This window comes from Halorubrum ejinorense (assembly GCF_039522565.1).
Classification (GTDB): domain Archaea; phylum Halobacteriota; class Halobacteria; order Halobacteriales; family Haloferacaceae; genus Halorubrum; species Halorubrum ejinorense.
In genome coordinates, this window is record NZ_BAAADQ010000002.1 from 382,332 (window position 1) to 398,358 (window position 16,027).

Annotated in this window: 16 protein-coding genes; 10 read left to right on the forward strand and 6 right to left on the reverse strand. The window is 69.9% G+C overall.

Features of this window, described 5'->3' with window-relative positions; all coding sequences use genetic code 11:
• Window positions 1-9: 9 nt before the first annotated feature.
• Both ABDZ89_RS04070 and ABDZ89_RS04075 read right to left on the reverse strand, forming a co-directional pair.
• Window positions 10-1,134, reverse strand: a complete 1,125-nt coding sequence (locus ABDZ89_RS04070) for a DUF8108 domain-containing protein (RefSeq protein ID WP_343776877.1) — start codon at window positions 1,132-1,134, stop codon at window positions 10-12.
• A 43-nt stretch (window positions 1,135-1,177) separates the two neighbouring features.
• Entirely contained in the window at window positions 1,178-2,260 is a 1,083-nt protein-coding gene (locus tag ABDZ89_RS04075; RefSeq protein WP_343776879.1) for an ATP-binding protein, read from the reverse strand.
• A 282-nt stretch (window positions 2,261-2,542) separates the two neighbouring features.
• Between ABDZ89_RS04075 and ABDZ89_RS04080 the strand changes: the two genes are divergently transcribed.
• Window positions 2,543-3,265, forward strand: a complete 723-nt coding sequence (locus tag ABDZ89_RS04080) for a metal-dependent hydrolase (RefSeq protein WP_343776881.1) — start codon at window positions 2,543-2,545, stop codon at window positions 3,263-3,265.
• A 155-nt stretch (window positions 3,266-3,420) separates the two neighbouring features.
• Window positions 3,421-3,819, forward strand: a complete 399-nt coding sequence (locus tag ABDZ89_RS04085; protein ID WP_343776883.1) for an OsmC family protein — start codon at window positions 3,421-3,423, stop codon at window positions 3,817-3,819.
• Between the two features lie 41 nt (window positions 3,820-3,860).
• Here the strand turns inward: ABDZ89_RS04085 and ABDZ89_RS04090 are convergent, their stop codons facing one another.
• A complete protein-coding gene (locus ABDZ89_RS04090; protein ID WP_343776885.1) occupies window positions 3,861-6,476 on the reverse strand; it encodes a hybrid sensor histidine kinase/response regulator in 2,616 nt (871 codons plus the stop codon).
• Between the two features lie 46 nt (window positions 6,477-6,522).
• Complete coding sequence (locus tag ABDZ89_RS04095; protein ID WP_343776887.1) at window positions 6,523-7,188, reverse strand: O-methyltransferase; 666 nt, start codon at window positions 7,186-7,188, stop codon at window positions 6,523-6,525.
• Window positions 7,189-7,431: 243 nt separating this feature from the next.
• On the opposite strand from ABDZ89_RS04095, the gene ABDZ89_RS04100 reads away from it, so the two are divergent.
• Window positions 7,432-9,105, forward strand: coding sequence for an acyl-CoA mutase large subunit family protein (locus ABDZ89_RS04100; RefSeq protein WP_343776889.1), 1,674 nt, complete (start codon window positions 7,432-7,434; stop codon window positions 9,103-9,105).
• 28 nt (window positions 9,106-9,133) lie between these two features.
• On the opposite strand, the gene ABDZ89_RS04105 is transcribed toward ABDZ89_RS04100, so the two are convergent.
• Window positions 9,134-9,937 (reverse strand): formate/nitrite transporter family protein, encoded by an 804-nt coding sequence (locus ABDZ89_RS04105; RefSeq protein WP_343776892.1) that lies wholly within the window; start codon window positions 9,935-9,937, stop codon window positions 9,134-9,136.
• Between the two features lie 118 nt (window positions 9,938-10,055).
• Here ABDZ89_RS04105 and mce point away from each other — a divergent pair, with 118 nt between their 5' ends.
• Window positions 10,056-10,442: a methylmalonyl-CoA epimerase gene (gene mce / locus ABDZ89_RS04110; RefSeq protein WP_343776894.1), complete on the forward strand. Its 387-nt coding sequence runs from the start codon at window positions 10,056-10,058 to the stop codon at window positions 10,440-10,442.
• 30 nt (window positions 10,443-10,472) lie between these two features.
• Here the strand turns inward: mce and ABDZ89_RS04115 are convergent, their stop codons facing one another.
• Complete coding sequence (locus ABDZ89_RS04115; protein WP_343776896.1) at window positions 10,473-12,749, reverse strand: S9 family peptidase; 2,277 nt, start codon at window positions 12,747-12,749, stop codon at window positions 10,473-10,475.
• 113 nt (window positions 12,750-12,862) lie between these two features.
• Between ABDZ89_RS04115 and ABDZ89_RS04120 the strand changes: the two genes are divergently transcribed.
• From ABDZ89_RS04120 to ABDZ89_RS04145, 6 genes are all read left to right on the forward strand, one after another.
• Window positions 12,863-13,537, forward strand: a complete 675-nt coding sequence (locus tag ABDZ89_RS04120) for a cyclase family protein (RefSeq protein WP_343776993.1) — start codon at window positions 12,863-12,865, stop codon at window positions 13,535-13,537.
• Between the two features lie 113 nt (window positions 13,538-13,650).
• Window positions 13,651-13,932: a 50S ribosomal protein L44e gene (locus ABDZ89_RS04125; RefSeq protein ID WP_008004085.1), complete on the forward strand. Its 282-nt coding sequence runs from the start codon at window positions 13,651-13,653 to the stop codon at window positions 13,930-13,932.
• 2 nt (window positions 13,933-13,934) lie between these two features.
• Window positions 13,935-14,108 carry a 30S ribosomal protein S27e gene (locus ABDZ89_RS04130; RefSeq protein WP_004595868.1) on the forward strand — a complete coding sequence of 58 codons (174 nt, stop codon included), beginning with the start codon at window positions 13,935-13,937 and terminating at the stop codon, window positions 14,106-14,108.
• An 18-nt stretch (window positions 14,109-14,126) separates the two neighbouring features.
• A complete protein-coding gene (locus tag ABDZ89_RS04135) occupies window positions 14,127-14,927 on the forward strand; it encodes a translation initiation factor IF-2 subunit alpha (RefSeq protein WP_343776899.1) in 801 nt (266 codons plus the stop codon).
• A 27-nt stretch (window positions 14,928-14,954) separates the two neighbouring features.
• On the forward strand, window positions 14,955-15,167 hold the full coding sequence (locus ABDZ89_RS04140; protein WP_343776901.1) for an RNA-protein complex protein Nop10: 213 nt from the start codon (window positions 14,955-14,957) through the stop codon (window positions 15,165-15,167).
• 74 nt (window positions 15,168-15,241) lie between these two features.
• Window positions 15,242-15,994 carry a proteasome assembly chaperone family protein gene (locus ABDZ89_RS04145; protein ID WP_343776903.1) on the forward strand — a complete coding sequence of 251 codons (753 nt, stop codon included), beginning with the start codon at window positions 15,242-15,244 and terminating at the stop codon, window positions 15,992-15,994.
• The last annotated feature ends 33 nt before the right edge of the window (window positions 15,995-16,027 follow it).

Consider the following 16,027-nt stretch of genomic DNA (forward strand, 5'->3'; position numbering starts at 1 on the left):
GGAGCGGGGCTACTCGTTCCGGCCGACCGCCTGCTCCCCGTCGGTCGGGTCCGGCTCGTCCGGTATCGACGCCTCTTGATCGGGTATCGACGCCTCTCCTTCGGACGCCGACTCCCCCCGATCCGAGGGCGGCTCCTCTCGGTCCGTCTCCTCCTCGCCACCGAACGACGAGTCCACGTCCGCCAGTCGATCCGCGCCGAGCGGATCGCTGAACAGCTCCGACTGCGCGCAGTCGACGCAGTAGTGGTTGTGGCGGATCGAGTGGGTACGAACCGGGACGCCGGCGACGACCGTCTCGTCGCGACGCCGCCTGACGAGGCCGCGGTCGAACGCCTCGCCGCAGACGACGCAGGGGTCGTCGACCGACTCGGGCGGGCGGACCACCCGGTGATCGACCGTCTTCTGGCGGCCGAAGTCGGTGAGCCCGTGGCGGCGACCCAACCGACGCTTCACCGGCGGGACCGATCCGACGCCGAGCAGGGCGAACGCGAGGCCGATCAGCGCCGCGGGCGGCGCCGCAGACTGGACCGCGAAGAAACAGATGAAGCCGCCGATCAACACCAGTAGGGCGCTCATCATGTACGCGGTGATAGTCTCCGTCCGCTGCCCGCCCTCCGACCGCGACGGCGCGCGGACCGGCGTCTCGTCCCCGCGGACGAGCCGACGACGGTCGGCCAGCTTCGAGTAATGCCACCAGCCGTACAACAGGTTCCCGATACCGCTGGTGAAGATGAAAAGGAGGATGTGAACGCCGACGGAGCCGATCCCCCGGTCGACGAGGACGACGCGCTCGCCGTCGTCTCGCTCGATCTCCCACCCGGCGTCGAGGTGGTCCTGAACGCGGCGGCGGAAGGCGCCCGTGGTCTCTTCTCGCGCGGACGACGAGCCGGGAGCAGGCGAGTCCGCGTCGTCGGACCGCTCGGACGCGGTCGGTGCGTCGCCCGAGCGCGACGCGCCGCAGTTCGAGCAGAACCGATCGTCGGCCGCGAACGGCTCGCCGCAGTCGGCGCAGTACGCGGGATCGGACGCGTCGTCGAGGTCGGCGCCGCAGTCCGGACAGAAGCTCGCGTCGGGCGGGACGGCCTCGCCGCAGTCCGGGCACGCCGGCTGCGGGTCGTCGCTCGTGGAGGGCATCTGCTCGGTGTTGGCGACCCGACCAATTAATCGCTTTCCTCGGTCAGCGACGGCGCAGGCGTATCCGAACGTCGTTGCCGCCGAGGTCGCTCGTGCCGAAGGAGAGTTCGCCCCCGAACGTCTCGACGGTCAGTTCGGCCAGCCAGAGACCGAGCCCGCTCCCGTGGCGGGTCTGCGTGATCTCCGCCTCGTCGAGGACGACGTTCCGCTCGTCCGGCGGGATCAGCGGTCCGTCGTCCTCGACGTGGACGACCACCCACTCCCCGGCGCGCCCGTCGCCGTCGGCGTCTCGCTCGGGATCGACGCGAACCCGGACGCGCGGCTTCGGGCTGGGGTTGTGCGTGATCGCGTTGTCGACGAGCGCGTCGACGGCGTACCGGAGTCGGCTGTCGGCGATCACCGGCTCGGACCCGCCGAGGTCGAGCGTTACCTCGGCGCTCGGCGACCCCTGTCGGTACTCGTCGGCGACCGACCGGACGACAGACGCGAGGTCCACGTCGGCCGCCTCGTCGGGGCGGTGGTTGAGGACGTGGCGGATGTGTCCGGCCTCCTCGGCGAGCCGTTCGAGCTCGTGGGCCGCGCGCTCGATGGTGGCGGCCACGTCCGTCGTCTCCTCGTCCTGTCGGTCCAACTCGTTCAGCAGCCGCGCAGTGTGGCCGGCCACGACGTTCGCGCTGTTGCGGATGTTGTGCCGGAGGATGCGGTTCAACACCTCCAGTCGCCGCTCGTTGCGAGACAGTTCGGTGAGGTCCGTGTAGACGGCGAACCCGTTCGTCGACGGTCCGTCGGTGCCGTACGGGACCCCGCGATAGAGGAACTCCCGGAGCCCGGTGGCCGTCTTCCGAGTGACGTTCCGGTAGTTCACCTCGCCGGCGCCGGTGTTCGCGTCCAGCGCTCTGGCCTCCTCGAGCTTCCACTCGGGGACGACCCAGTCGTTGAGCGACTCGCCCCGGATATCGTCCGCGTCGTATCCGAATATCTCGACGAAGGAGTCGTTCACGTCCCTGACGAGCGGCTCCCCGTCGACCAGTTCGAACTCCACGACCGCGTCCTGGACGTGTTCGATCAGGTGGCGGTACCGGTCGCCGCTCCCGTCGTCCCGGCGCCCGGTCAGGTCACGAGCCATGTCGGCACTCCGTGATCACGATGTCGAATACACGCACCGAGAAGGTAAGGCTGTATTCGCGAGAATATTTTGCCGGCGAGGCGAGAAAACTGATCGAACGATACCTCTCTGGCGACAGACGTGGAAGAAAAAGGCCCGCGTAGCCGATCGGCGGGGTCGGAAACGGGGATTCGGACGGAGTCCGGCCGTGGGTTCCCCCGGTCGGTGGCGGCCGTCGGAAGGGGAATCGGGTTCCGCGGCGTCGAGTTTTATTACGGCTCGCCGAGACGTTACGTTCGAACCATGGAACTCACTTGGCACGGCCACTCCACGTGGCACGTCGTCGTCGACGACACGGAGCTGCTCATCGACCCGTTCTTCGACAACCCGAAGACGGACGTCGACCCCGAGGAGCTCGACCCCGACTACCTCCTCCTGACTCACGGCCACAGCGACCACATCGCCGACGCGGACCGGTTCGAGGGCGCCACCGTGGTCGCCACCCCGGAGCTGACCGGCTACGTTCAGGAGAATTTCGGTCACGAGCACACGCTCCCGGCCGGCGGGATGAACATCGGCGGCACCGTCGAGTGCGGCGACGCGTGGGTGACGATGGTGCGCGCGGACCACTCGAACGGCATCGACAACGGGTACGGCGCCTCTGGCGGGATGCCGACCGGGTTCGTCATCGGCGACAAGAAGCCGACCCAGGAGTCGGACGCCGACTGTACGACCTTCTACCACGCCGGCGACACCGGACTCATGTCCGAGATGGTCGACGTGATCGCGCCGTACCTCGAACCCGACGCGGCCGCGCTGCCCGCCGGCGACCACTTCACCATGGGGCCCGCCGGCGCCGGCATCGCCGCCGACTGGGTCGGCGCCGACGTCGTCTTCCCGATGCACTACGACTCCTTCGGGCCGATCGAGATCGAGACACAGGAGTTCGTCAACGAGGTCAAGGCCGCGGGAGCGGCCGCCGAACCGGTCGTCCTCGACGGGGACGAGACCTACGTGCTGGAGTGACGCTCGGGGCGGGCGGGCCACCGGTGGTTCCGCGATTTTTCTCAGCGCGACCGCGTAGCGACGCGACCGCGGTCCGGTGACCGCGGGCCGCTCTCCGGCACCGACAACCAGTGTCGGCAGCCTTTAGCGGCGGGGGGACGAACGGGAAATCGACTATGGCAGACATCGAGACGTCCACGGTTTCCGAGGAAGGGTACGCAAGCACCAGCCAGGTCGGCGAGTTCGACCTCCAGATCGACGCGACCGACGAGACGGGGCCGAACCCGAACGCGACGCTCGTCGCGACGTACGCCTCCTGTTACCTCCCGGCGCTCCGCGTCGGCGGAAGCCAGCGCGGCGAGGAGGACCTCGGCACGATCCAGATCGACGCGAGCGCCGAGCTCGACGGCGACGACGACCTCGAGTCGATCGCCTTCGACGTCCACGTCGAGGCCGACCTCGACGACGAGACCGCCGCCGACATCGCCGAGCGCGCCGAGGGCATCTGTCACGTCCACAGCGCGCTCCGCGACGAGCTCCACGCCGACATCAGCGTCTACCCCGGCGCGTTCTGAGCCGCGCGTTTCCACCGTTTTTTCGCCCGCGTTCCGTCCGATCAGTCGCCCGACTCGACTCGGTCCTCAGTTGCCCCCGACCGATCGCCTCCCGGCTCCGGGCGGTCGACCTCGGCGAACTCGAAGCGCGCGCCGCCTCGCTCGCCTTCAGTGACGGTCACGTCCCAGCCGTGCGCCTCGGCGATGCGCTGAACGATGGAGAGCCCGAATCCGGTCCCCGTCTCGGAGGTGGTGTAGCCGCTCTCGAGCACCTTATCGCGTTCGTCCGGGTCGATCCCGGGACCGTCGTCCGCGACGTAGAACCCGTCCGGACGGTCGCCGACCACGACGCGCTCGCCGCCGTGTTCGTCGGCGTTCCGGAACAGGTTCCCGAGGAGCTGTCGGACGCGACCGGGGTCGGCGAGGATCTCGCCGTCGGCCTCGACGTCGATCTCGACTGAGACGGTCTCCTCCTCGTCGCCATCGCCGCCGAAGGCGTCCTCACGGTCGGCCGAACCGAACGTCTCGTCGCCGTATCTGGCGGCCAGCTCGCCGAGGTGGACGCGCTCGAAGGAGCCGACCGCTTCGCCCTGCTTGGCCAGCGTGAGCACGTCCTCGATCAGCCGTTCCATCTCGTCGAGCGCACGCTCACAGCGGTCGAAGTACGAGTCGGTCCCCGTCTCACGGGCCAATCGGAGGTACCCGGAGAGGACGTTGAGCGGATTCCGGAGGTCGTGCGAGACGATGGAGGCGAACTCGTCGAGCCGCTCGTTCTCGCGTTCGATACGGCGCTCGTACGCCTTCCGATCCGAGATGTCGCGGCTGCTCGCGAGGAACCGGTCTTCCCCCTGGACGTCGACCCGCCTGACGTGGACCTCGGCCGGGAACGTCGAGCCGTCGGCACGGGAGAACGTCGTCTCCAGCCGGAACGTCTCGTTCACCTCGAGGCTCTCCCAGAGCGGAATGGCCTCGTCCGGATCGAGATCCGTGTCGACGTCCCAGACGTCCATGCCCTCCATCTCGTCGCGATCGTACCCCAGTTCCGCTACCATCGCGCGGTTCACGTCGACGATCTCGCCGTCCACGTCGTGGATGTCGACCATGTCCGGCGACCCCTCGAACAGCGCCTCCAGCCGAGCCGAGGTGCGTTCGAGCCGTCGCCGCCGCCGCCGCTCGTCGGTCACGTCCCGAGAGATAGAGAGCACCCCGTCGAACTCGCCGTCGATGACGAGCCGCGTCAGCGTGTAGTCTGCGATGGTCTCGGGCTTCGCCGGGAGGTCCATCTCCAGCGACCCGCTCAGCGAGTCTCGGTCGCCGGCGACGAGCGCGCCGAACGGGTCGCCGTCACTCGTGGCACGGATCCGCTCGACGAGGCGACTCTCCCGGCCGACGAGCGCGTCCGCGTCGCTCTCGTAGAGGTCGGCGACGTGCTCGTTGACGAGTTCGAACCGCCCGTCCGCGTCGTAGACGCAGACGGAGTTCGGGAGCTCGTCGACCATGCGGCGATACCGCTCGAGCTCCCGCTCGCGGGCCTTCTCCTCGGTCACGTCGATGTGGATGCCGACCGCGCGGCGGGGCTCACCGTCGTCGGTCCACTCGACGACCCGACCGCGGTCGCGGATCCACTTCCAGTCGCCCGACTTCGACCGCATTCTGAAATCGCTCTGGTAGAGGTCGGTCTCGCCGGCGAAATGCGCCTCGATGGCGCTCCACGCGTCGGCGATGTCGTCGGGGTGAACGCGGTCTTCCCACGTCGACAGGTCGAAGGCGAGTTCCTCGGCGTCGTGGCCGAGCATCCCGGCCCAGCGCTCGTCGAACCGGACCTCGTCGGTCTGGACGTTCCAGTCCCAGACCCCCACGTCGGCCCCCTCGACGGCCAGCTGAAGGCGCTCGGAGAGCTCGCGGAGCTCGCGCTCGCGCTCCCGCCGTTCGGTCACGTCTTGGAGGTACAGCGATACCCCTTCGTCGATCGGGTAGGCGTTCACGACGAGGTCGGCGTCGAGCCGGTCGAGGTGCTGTTCGAACCGCACCGGTTCGCCGGTCTCGACGGCCTCGCGGAGCGTCGCCTCGCCGTCGGTGTCGACGGTCTCCGGGAACAGGTCCCAGATCCGCTCGCCGACGAGCTCGTCGGCGTCGAGGTCGATTATCTTCACCGCCTGCTCGTTGAGGTACCGCACCCGCCACTCGTCGTCGAGCTCGCAGAACGCGTCGGAGATCCGTTCGAGGTGCTCGGTGACTCGGCTCTCGCTCCGGCTTTCCGAGACGAGCCCGTCGACGACGCCCGCGAGCCGGTCGTGTTGGTCCGACACCGCATCCTTCCGGAGATACTCGTCGACGCCCGCGGAGATCGCGGCGCTGGCGACGGCCTCCGACCCCTCCCCGGTGAACAGCACGAACGGGACATCGCCGTGTCGGTCGCGGACGGTTTCGAGCAGTTCGACCCCGTCCGAGCCGGGCAGGTCGTAGGACGAAACCACGCAGTCGAACGACGACGCGGACAGCGCGTCAAGCGCCGCCGTCGGGCCGTCGACGGGGGTCGCGTCGATCCGGTCGCCGCGTCGCTCCAGCGTCGAGGCCGCCTGCTCCGCGTGTCCCGCTTCGTCGTCGACGATGAGCACGCGGACCGGGGACGCGTCTCGCGCGTCGACCGACCCGTCGGTGTCGTTCCGTCCGGTCATCCGGACAGTTGTTTTATATTTGACATGATAACTATTTCGCTCGGGCTCACCGGACGACGGTCGAGACGGCGATGCCGGAGCCGACCGGGAGGACGGCCGTCTCGACGGCGTCGTCGGAGCGGACGGTCCCGAGGTACTCGCCGATGCCGCGCGTCTCCTCGTCGACCGCCGAGTCGGGGAGCGGTTCGCCCGCCTCGAAGTGCGCGACGAGGTCGTCGAAGTCGATCGGTCCCCGGGTGATGTTGTCGGCGACGATGACGCCCCCCGACCGGACCTTCGGGAGTACCGTCCGGTAGGCGTCGGCGTACCGCCCCTTCTGGTGGTCGATGAGCACGACGTCGAAGGGGCCGTCGTAGCGCTCGACCGTCTCCATCGCGTCGCCGACCTCGAAGGTCACGCTGTCGGCGTAACCGTGGTCGGCGGCGAACGCCACCCCGCGCTCGGCCTCGTCGGCGTCGAACTCGGTACAGACCACGCCGTCGGCGCCGCCGCGCAGGAACCACGTGGCGGAGTAGCCGAACCCCGAGCCGAACTCGAAGACGCGGCTCGCGTCCGTGAGCCGCGCGAGCAGGCGGAGAACCGCCCCCGACTCGGGGCCGATGATCGGGAACCCCCACTCGTCGGCGAGGTCGGCCATCTCCGCTTGGACCGGGGTGTGTTCCGGCGCGGTCGCGGCGAGGAACCGCCGCCCGGCGTCCGTGAGCACGTCCATACGTTCGCGTCGGACGCCTCACACTTAAATCGAGTCGGCGGGGTCAGCGGGGACGGACGAGCCGACGGTTCGGCCGGATCGGCGGGGCGGCCGGGTCGACGGTTCGGCCGGATCGGCGGGGCGGCCGGGTCGACGGTTCGGCCGGATTGACGGGGCGGCCGGGTCGACGGTTCGGCGGCCCGAAGCCCGGCGAACGCCCGGTCCTGAAAAGCGTTAAGTCCCGGTCGGCCGACCGATTCAATAATGTACGACCCTGAGGAACTCGAGGCGATCCGCGACGCCAAATCGTCGTGGGAGGAGGGCACCTACGGGGAGACGGTCGACCGGTTCGGCGAGCGCGAGGAGACGTTCACCACCGACACCGGCGGCCAGGAGGTCGACCCGCTCTACACCCCGGCGGACGTCGAGGCCGACTACCGCGAGGACATCGGCTACCCCGGCGAGGAGCCGTACACCCGCGGCGTCTACTCGACGATGCACCGCGGGCGGCTCTGGACGATGCGCCAGTACGCCGGGATGGGCACCGCCGCGGAGACGAACGAGCGATTCCAGTACCTCATCGACGAGGGCTCGTCGGGTCTCTCGATGGCGTTCGACCTCCCGACCCAGATGGGATACGACTCCGACGCCGCGATGGCGGAGGGCGAAGTCGGCCGGTCCGGCGTCGCCATCGACACCCTCGACGACTTCGAGACGGTCTTCGACTCGATCCCGCTCGACGAGGTGTCCACGTCGATGACGATCAACGCCCCGGCCGGGGTGCTGCTCGCGATGTACGTCGCGATGGGCGACAAGCAGGGCGTCCCGCGGGAGGAGCTCCGGGGGACGATCCAGAACGACATCATGAAGGAGTACATCGCGCGGAACCTCTACATCTACCCGCCGAAGGAGTCGATGCGGCTCATCACCGACATCTTCGAGTTCTGCGCGACGGAGGCCCCCTCGTTCAACACCATCTCCATCTCGGGATACCACATCCGCGAGGCGGGGTCGACCGCGGCTCAGGAGATCGCCTTCACCCTCGGCGACGGCATCGAGTACGTCGAGGCCGCCCTCGACGCGGGGCTCGACGTCGACGAGTTCGCGCCGCAGCTCTCCTTCTTCTTCAACGCCCACAACAACATCTTCGAGGAGGCCGCGAAGTTCCGCGCCGCCCGTCGGATGTGGGCCAAGATCATGGACGAGCGGTTCGACGCGGAGGACCCCAAGTCGAAGCAGCTGAAGTTCCACACCCAGACCGGCGGCTCGACGCTCACCGCCCAGCAGATCGAGAACAACGTCGTCCGGGTCTCGTATCAGGCGCTCGCGGCGGTGCTCGGCGGGACGCAGAGCCTCCACACGAACGGGAAAGACGAGGCGCTCGCGCTCCCGACTGAGAAGTCCGTCCGGACCGCGCTCCGCACCCAGCAGATCCTCGCCCACGAGTCGGGCGCCGCCGACACGATCGACCCGCTCGCGGGCTCGTACTACGTCGAGAACCTCACCGACGGGATCGAGGAGGACGCGTTCGAGATCATCGAGGAGGTCGACCGTCGCGGCGGCATGTTGGAGGCCGTCGAGAGCGGCTGGGTCCAGCGGCAAATCCAGGACGTCGCCTTCGAGCGTCAGGAGGAGATCGAGGCGGGCGAGCGGGTCATCGTCGGCGTCAACGAGTTCGAGGTCGACGAGGAGCCCGAGATGGACCTCGAAGAGGTCGACCCCGACCAGGAGCAGAACCAGCGCGAGCGCCTGGCGGAAGTGAAGGCCGACCGGGACGACGACGCGGTCGAGGACGCCCTCTCGGGGCTCCGCGATGCGGCACGGGGGACCGAGAACGTGATGCCGCACATCGTCGACGCGGTGAAGGCGTACGCGACGGTCCAGGAGATATCGGACGTGCTCCGCGACGAGTTCGGCGAGTACAAGCCGGGGAGATAAGCCGGAAAGGGGCGTTCGCGGTGCCCGCTCAGTCCGCGCCGCGGACGACGTGCCCGTACTTCAGCAGCGCGACGAACACGCCGCCGCCGAAGGCGTTGCCGACCGTCGCCAGCACGAGGAACTCGGCGTAGTCGGTCAGCGTGATGGCGTCCGAGACGATCAGCCCGAACAGCACCTCGACGTTGCCCGCGATCGAGTGCGGGAGGTGGAGGAGCCCGATCGTTCCGGTGACGATCAACACGAGGAGGATCCGGGCCGTCGTGTCTTGGGCCGCCGTTACGAGCCACGCCAGCAGTCCCATCAGCCACCCGGCGAAGACGCCGCCGACGAACAGCCACGGGAGGCCGTGGTCGACGAGCTTCAGGGCGATGGTCTCGAACGCCGCCGGGTCGACGACGCCGAGCTCGGGCATCAGCAGGGTCACGAGCAGCGTGAACAGCAGCCCGCCGACGATGTTCCCGGCGTACACCAGCCCCCAGAGCCGACCGAGCTGACGGACCGAGGCCTGCCGGTCGAGGACCGGGATCACGGCCAGCGTCGTGTGCTCGGTGAACAGCTCCGAGCGCCCCAGGATGACGAACATGAAGCCGATGGAGTAGACGCTCGCCAGCAGGAGCTCGGTCCCGAGGTCGCCGAAGGTCCCCGGAGAGAGGGTCAACACGACCGCCATCATCAGCGGCCCGAAGCCGATGTCGAGCCCCGCCGACAGCCCCGAGAGGAGGAGTCCGGAGCGCTCTCGATTCATCTCGTGGAGCCCGCTGTCCAGCAGCGAGCCGAGGATGTTCCGCGAGGTCATCTGTTCCGTCGCCGCGTCGGTCTCTGAGTCGCTCACGAGTAGGGTCCCGCATGCTTCGTCCGGCCCGTACCCAAACCTTTGGATCCCGGCGGGCTGGGGAGGGCGGGGGTCAGCGCTCGGTCGTTATAAGTCGCCGGCGATGGAACCGGGGCGTATGCGCTTCGACCACGTCGGCGTCGCGACGCGAGACGCCACCGCTCTCGCCGACCTGTTCGGCGGCCTGCTGGACGCGCCCGTCGCCCACGAGGAGACGTTCCACGACATGCGGATCGTCTTCCTCGAACTGGAGGGCGGCGGCTACTTCGAACTGCTCGAACCGGACGGCGGCGGAACGATCGCGGACTACCTCGACCGCGAGGGCCCGGGCGTTCACCACGTCGCGCTCGCGGTCGACGACCTCCCGACCGCGCTCGACGACGCCCGCGACCTCGGCATCGACCTTGTCGACGAGGAGCCGCGCCCCGGCGCGTGGGGCCACGAGGTCGCCTTCTGTCACCCGCGGTCGACGGGCGGCGTGCTCGTCGAGTTCGTCGAGCACTGAAGCCGTCGGCGCGCCCCGGAACCTACCGGTTCACTCCTCGGCGGACTCGGCCTCGACCGCCGGGTCGTGAGACTCGTACCAGCCGAGGATCTTCTCGAACCGGTGGATCGCGCGGTCGGGGTCGCCGATGTTGTGGTGTTCGTCCGGGTAGACGACCAGCTCCGCGTCGACCCCCTGCTTCCGCGCCGCGACGTACAGCTGCTCGGACTGCGAGGAGGGGCACCGCCAGTCCTCGCCGCCGGCCATCACCAGCAGCGGGGTCTCGATGTTCCCGGCGTCGAGGACCGCCGTCGACGCGTCGTACGCCTCGGGGTCCTCCCACGGGAGCCCGAACTCCGCCTCCAGCCAGACGTGGGTGTCGTCCGTGCCGAACGCCGACCGGAGGTCGTAGATGCCGTGTTCGGGCGCGGCGGCGGTGAACAGGTCCGGCTCCTGCGTGACGAGGAACCCCTGCGCGATGCCGCCGTAGGAGAAGCCGTAGCCGAACACGCGGTCGGGATCCGCCCAGCCGCGGTCGGCGAGCGCCTCGACGCCCGCCGCGATGTCGTCGACCTCGGCGGTCCCCCACGCGCCGGACAACTCCGCGGTGAACGCCCGGCCGCGGGAGGTGCCGCCGCGGTAGTTCGGCCGGAGAACGAGGTAGCCCCGGCTCGTCAGTGCCGCGTGCGCGAAGCTGAAGACGGGCTCGTCGTACGACATCGGGCCGCCGTGGATCGCCACCACGAGGGGGTGGTCGCCGTCCGCGGGATCCACATCGGGGTCGTGGTAGCACACGCCGTCGATCGTCCAGCCGTCGGACTCCCACTCGACGCGGCGGGCCGTCGGCATGGCGAACTCGTCGATGAGCGACTCGTTGACGCGGGTGAGTCGCCGGAAAGAGTCGGGCTCGGTGGCCGCGTCGTCACCTGCGCGGCCCCCGTCGCTCGCCGCGTCGCCACCTGCGCGGCTCCCGTCGCTCGCCGCGTCGCCACCTGCGCGGCTCCCGTCGCTCGCCGCGTCGCCACCTGCGCGGCCCCCGTCGCTCGCCGCGTCGAGGTCGGCGACGTCGATCGCGTAGAGGTCGGTCCCGTCCGTCGGGTGCGAGAGGACAGTTACCGCGGTCGCCCCGTCGGCCGCGGCGTCGAACGCGGCCATGGCGCGGTCGTCGCCCTGCGCCTCGAAGACGCGCGCCGCGGTCCCGTCGGGCTCGACGCGGACCAGCCGCGTCCGGCTCTCGTCCGCGATCCGCGTGTAGAGCGCGCCGTCGACCCAGTCGATCTCGCCGCCGCGAGCGACCGTCCGATCGAGGTCGGCAGTCAGCGAGACGGGATCGTCGCGGTCAGGCCCGTCCTCGGCGGCGTCGACGAGGTACACCTCGGCCGGAGCGGGCGGGTCGTCCGGGTCGCTCGCGACGGTCGCGATCGCCTCCGCCTCGGGCCGCCACGCCGGGACGCCGTGTGCGAGGTCGCCGTCCGTGAGGCGTTCCGCGTCGCCCCCCTCGGGCGAGACGACGTAGAGGTCGCGGATGGTGGTGTCGTCGGGGCGGTCCAGCCGGCAGGACGTGAACGCGATCCGGCCGTCGTCGCCCCACGCGGGACTCATGCCGGAGAGGTCCTCGAACGCGCCGCCGCCGTACGCGTCGTCGAGCCTGCGGGGGTCGCTCTCGGGGGCGTCGAGGTCGACCACGAAGAGGTACCGCGTCACGTCGTCGGTCCACCCCGCGCCGTCGACCTTGTGCTGGAGCCGCGTCGTCTCGATCGGTCCGCCCTCCTCGCGAACCTGATCGAGGTACTCGGACTCCTCGTCGGTCGGATCGCGGGACTCGATCACCAGTCGGTCCCCGTCGGGCGACCAGTCGAACCCGGCGACGCCCTCGTCGCGGTCCGTGACCTGCCGCGCGTCGCCGCCGAGCGCGAGGTCGAACAGCCACACCTGCGGTTTTGGCTCCTCGTCGCCGTCGCCGAGCGGTTCGGCGTCCCCGTCCGCTTGCTCCTCCGCGTCCGCGTCCTCGGCGTCGTCGCTCCCCGCGTCCTCCCCGTCTCGGTCTCGCCTGCCGACCCGTCGCTCGGCGTCGCGCTCGCGGGCGGCGACGAACGCGAGGCGGTCGCCGTCGGGCCCCCACGTCGGCGCGGAGGCGCCCGACGCGCTCGTGAGCCGGTGCGGGTCGCGGGAGCCGTCCGTGGGGGCGACGAACAGCGAGGAGACCGCCTCGTCGGCGGCCTGATCGTACTCGGTCGCGGTGAAGGCGACGCGGTCGCCGGTCGGCGAGACGGCGACCTCGCCGATCTGCGTCAGGTCGTAGTAGGCGTCCAACGGGAGTTCCGACATGAACACGTCCAACGACGGGCGGAGGAAATACGTTCGGGCAGCGGAACCCGACAGCGGTGCTCCGGCGACCGAACGCCGACCGACTTAACCGCGCCGCGGACCGACCGCGGACCGTGTTCCGCGACCTCTCGCGACCGATCGAGACGGGGATGCCGACCTACCCGGGCGACCCCGAGGTGACGCTCTCCCCCGACGCGACCCACGAGGCCGACGGCTACGCGACGAGCGAACTCCGCGCCGGGACGCACGCGGGAACGCACGTGGACGCGCCGCGGCACACGCTCGCCGAAGGCGAAACTGTCGACGGGCTCGACCCCGAGTCTTTCGCGTTCGAGGCTCGCCTCGTCGACCGCCGGCCGCTAGGGCCTCGGGAGCCGATCACGGACGCGCAGTTGCCAGACCCGGAGGCCCTAGCCCCCGACGTCGACCTGCTCGTGGTTCGGACCGGATGGGCCTCACACTGGGGCACCGACCGCTACCGCGATCACCCGTACCTGACCGCGGCGGCCGCCGAGCGCTGTCGGGAGGCCGGCGTCGGCGTCGGACTCGACACCTTCGGTCCGGACCCGACGCCGACGGCGGACGGACGCCGCGACGGGGCGTCGATCGACGACGAACCCGACGGGACGCCCGCCCACGACGTCCTCTTGGCCGACTCGCTTCCGATCGTCGAGAACCTGTGCGGGCTCGACGGCCTCCCGGCGCGGTTCCGGCTGTTCGCCTTCCCGCTCCGACTGCGCGACGGGGACGGATCGCCGGTGCGCGCGGTGGCCGAGTGGGAAGAGTGACGGCGAGCGTTCTCCCGGCAGCGGTGCCGTGAGGCGACCGCGCCGTCCGCGGGCGCCCGAGACCAAACCCGTTTTAAGCGTCGGCGACGAACCGCGTTTCAAGGTCGATATCCATGGAAATGCCACGCCGCTTCAACACGTACTGCCCCAACTGTGACTCCCATCAGGAGCACGAGGTGGAGAAGGTTCGATCGGGTCGCGCGACCGGAATGAAACGCGACGCTCGGCAGCGACGCCGCGCGCTCGCGACGATCGGCAACGCCGGCGGGTACTCGAAGGTGCCCGGTGGCGACAAGCCGACGAAGAAGACCCACCTGAAGTACCGCTGCGGCGACTGCGGGAAGGCCCACATGCGCGAGGGATGGCGCGCCGGCCGTCTCACGTTCCAGGAGTAAGTATGGCGGGAGACTTCCACCGCGTCGCCTGCGGCGACTGCGAGAACGAACAGGTCGTCTTCGGCAAGGCCTCCTCGACGGTGTCGTGTGCGGTCTGCGGCACGACCCTCGCGACCCCCACCGGCGGAGAGGCAGAGCTTCACGGCGAGATCGTCGAAACCGTTGAGGCGCGGTAACCGCCTCGTCACCCCGTCATGAAGTACAGCGGCTGGCCCGAACCCGGCGAGTTGGTTGTCGGTGACGTCGACGAGATCGCCGACTTCGGCGTGTTCGTCGACCTCGACGAGTACGAGGACAAGCGCGGCCTCTGTCACATCAGCGAGGTCGCCTCCGGCTGGATCAAGAACGTCCGCGACCACGTCCGCGAGGGACAGACGGTCGTCGCGAAGGTCTTGGAGGTCGACGAGTCGTCGAGCCAGATCGACCTCTCGATCAAAGACGTCAACGAGCACCAGCGCAAGGAGACGATCCAAGACTGGAAGAACGCCCAGAAGGCCGACAACTGGATGGAGATCGCGCTCGGCGAGGACGTCGACGACGACCGCTACACCGGCGTCGCGAACGCCCTCCTCGCGGCGTACGAGAGCTTGTACGACGCCTTCGAGGCCGCCGCGATCAGCGGCGACGAGGCGCTCGAAGACGTCGACCTCGACGCGGAGACGGCCGACGCGGTCGTCACGACCGCCCGCGACAACGTTTCCGTGCCGTACGTCGACGTGACGGGGTACGTCGACCTCGAGTCGGCGGCTCCCGACGGCGTCGACGACGTGCGCGACGCGCTCGCCGCCGCCGAGGGGAACGGCGAGGTCCCGGACGGCGTCGAACTCGACGTCGGCTACGTCGGCTCGCCCGAGTACCGCATCAAGGTCCGCGCCCCCAACTACAAGACGGCCGAGGACCAACTCGAGTCGGCCGCCGAACGCGCCCGCGAGTCGATCGAGGCCGCAGGCGGGGTCGGCGAGTTCCACCGCGAACGCCGCGAAGACGACGAGTAGTCCACCACCGTTGAGGCGTCTTTTCCCGTGAAATCCGACATCCGCGTCTGCGCGAACTGGGAGACCGCCCACGACCGACCGGTGTACGCGCTCGGCGACCGCTGTCCGGCCTGCGACGGCCCGACCGAGAACAGCGCGCCGGCACCGTTCGGCCCCGAAGACCCGTACGGCGAGTACCGGCGTCGGGCGCGGCGGCGCGGCCCCGAGGAGTCGTCGGACGCGGCGTCGCAGTCGGAGTGACTGCCGGACGCGATCGGCCCTGCGAGCCACCGGAATAGCCACGCTCTTGTGACCGCCGCCCGGACGGGCACGGTATGGAAGACATCGAGATCGACGCGGTCGCGACGCCGGAGCTCGACGACCCGGTGTTGATCGAAGGGTTGCCGGGCGTCGGACACGTGGGGAAGCTCGCGGCCGAACACTTACTCGAGGAGTTCGACAGCGAACTCGTCCGCCGCGTGTACGCCACGGAGTTCCCGCCGCAGGTGGGCGTCGACGAGGAGGGGGTCGCCGAGCTGACCTGCGCCGAGTTCCACGCCGTCGAGACCGACGGCGCCGACCTGCTCGTGTTGACCGGCGACCACCAGGCCGGGTCGAACGCGGGTCACTACCGACTCACCTCGACGTTCCTCGACATCGCCGAGGAGTTCGGCGCGACGCGGGCCTTCGCCCTCGGCGGCGTGCCGACGGGCGAACTCGTCGAGGAGTACACGGTGCTGGGCGCGGTCTCCGACGCCGCCCTCCTCGACGACCTGAAGGACGCCGGCGTGGAGTTCCGGGCGGACGAACCCGCTGGCGGCATCGTCGGCGTCTCCGGGCTCGTGTTGGGTCTCGGCGGGCGCCGCGGCTTCGACGCGGCCTGCCTGATGGGCGAGACGAGCGGCTACCTCGTCGACCCCAAGAGCGCCCGCGCCGTGTTGGAGACGCTCGAGGCCGTCCTCGGCCTGTCCGTCGACTACGAGAGCCTCGAGGACCGCGCCGAGGAGATGGAGGAAGTCGTCGGGAAGATCCGCGAGATGCAGGAGGGGCCCGCCGTGCCCGACGACGACCTGCGGTACATCGGCTGACCGCGCACGCGGCCGCCGACCTCGGGGGTCGCC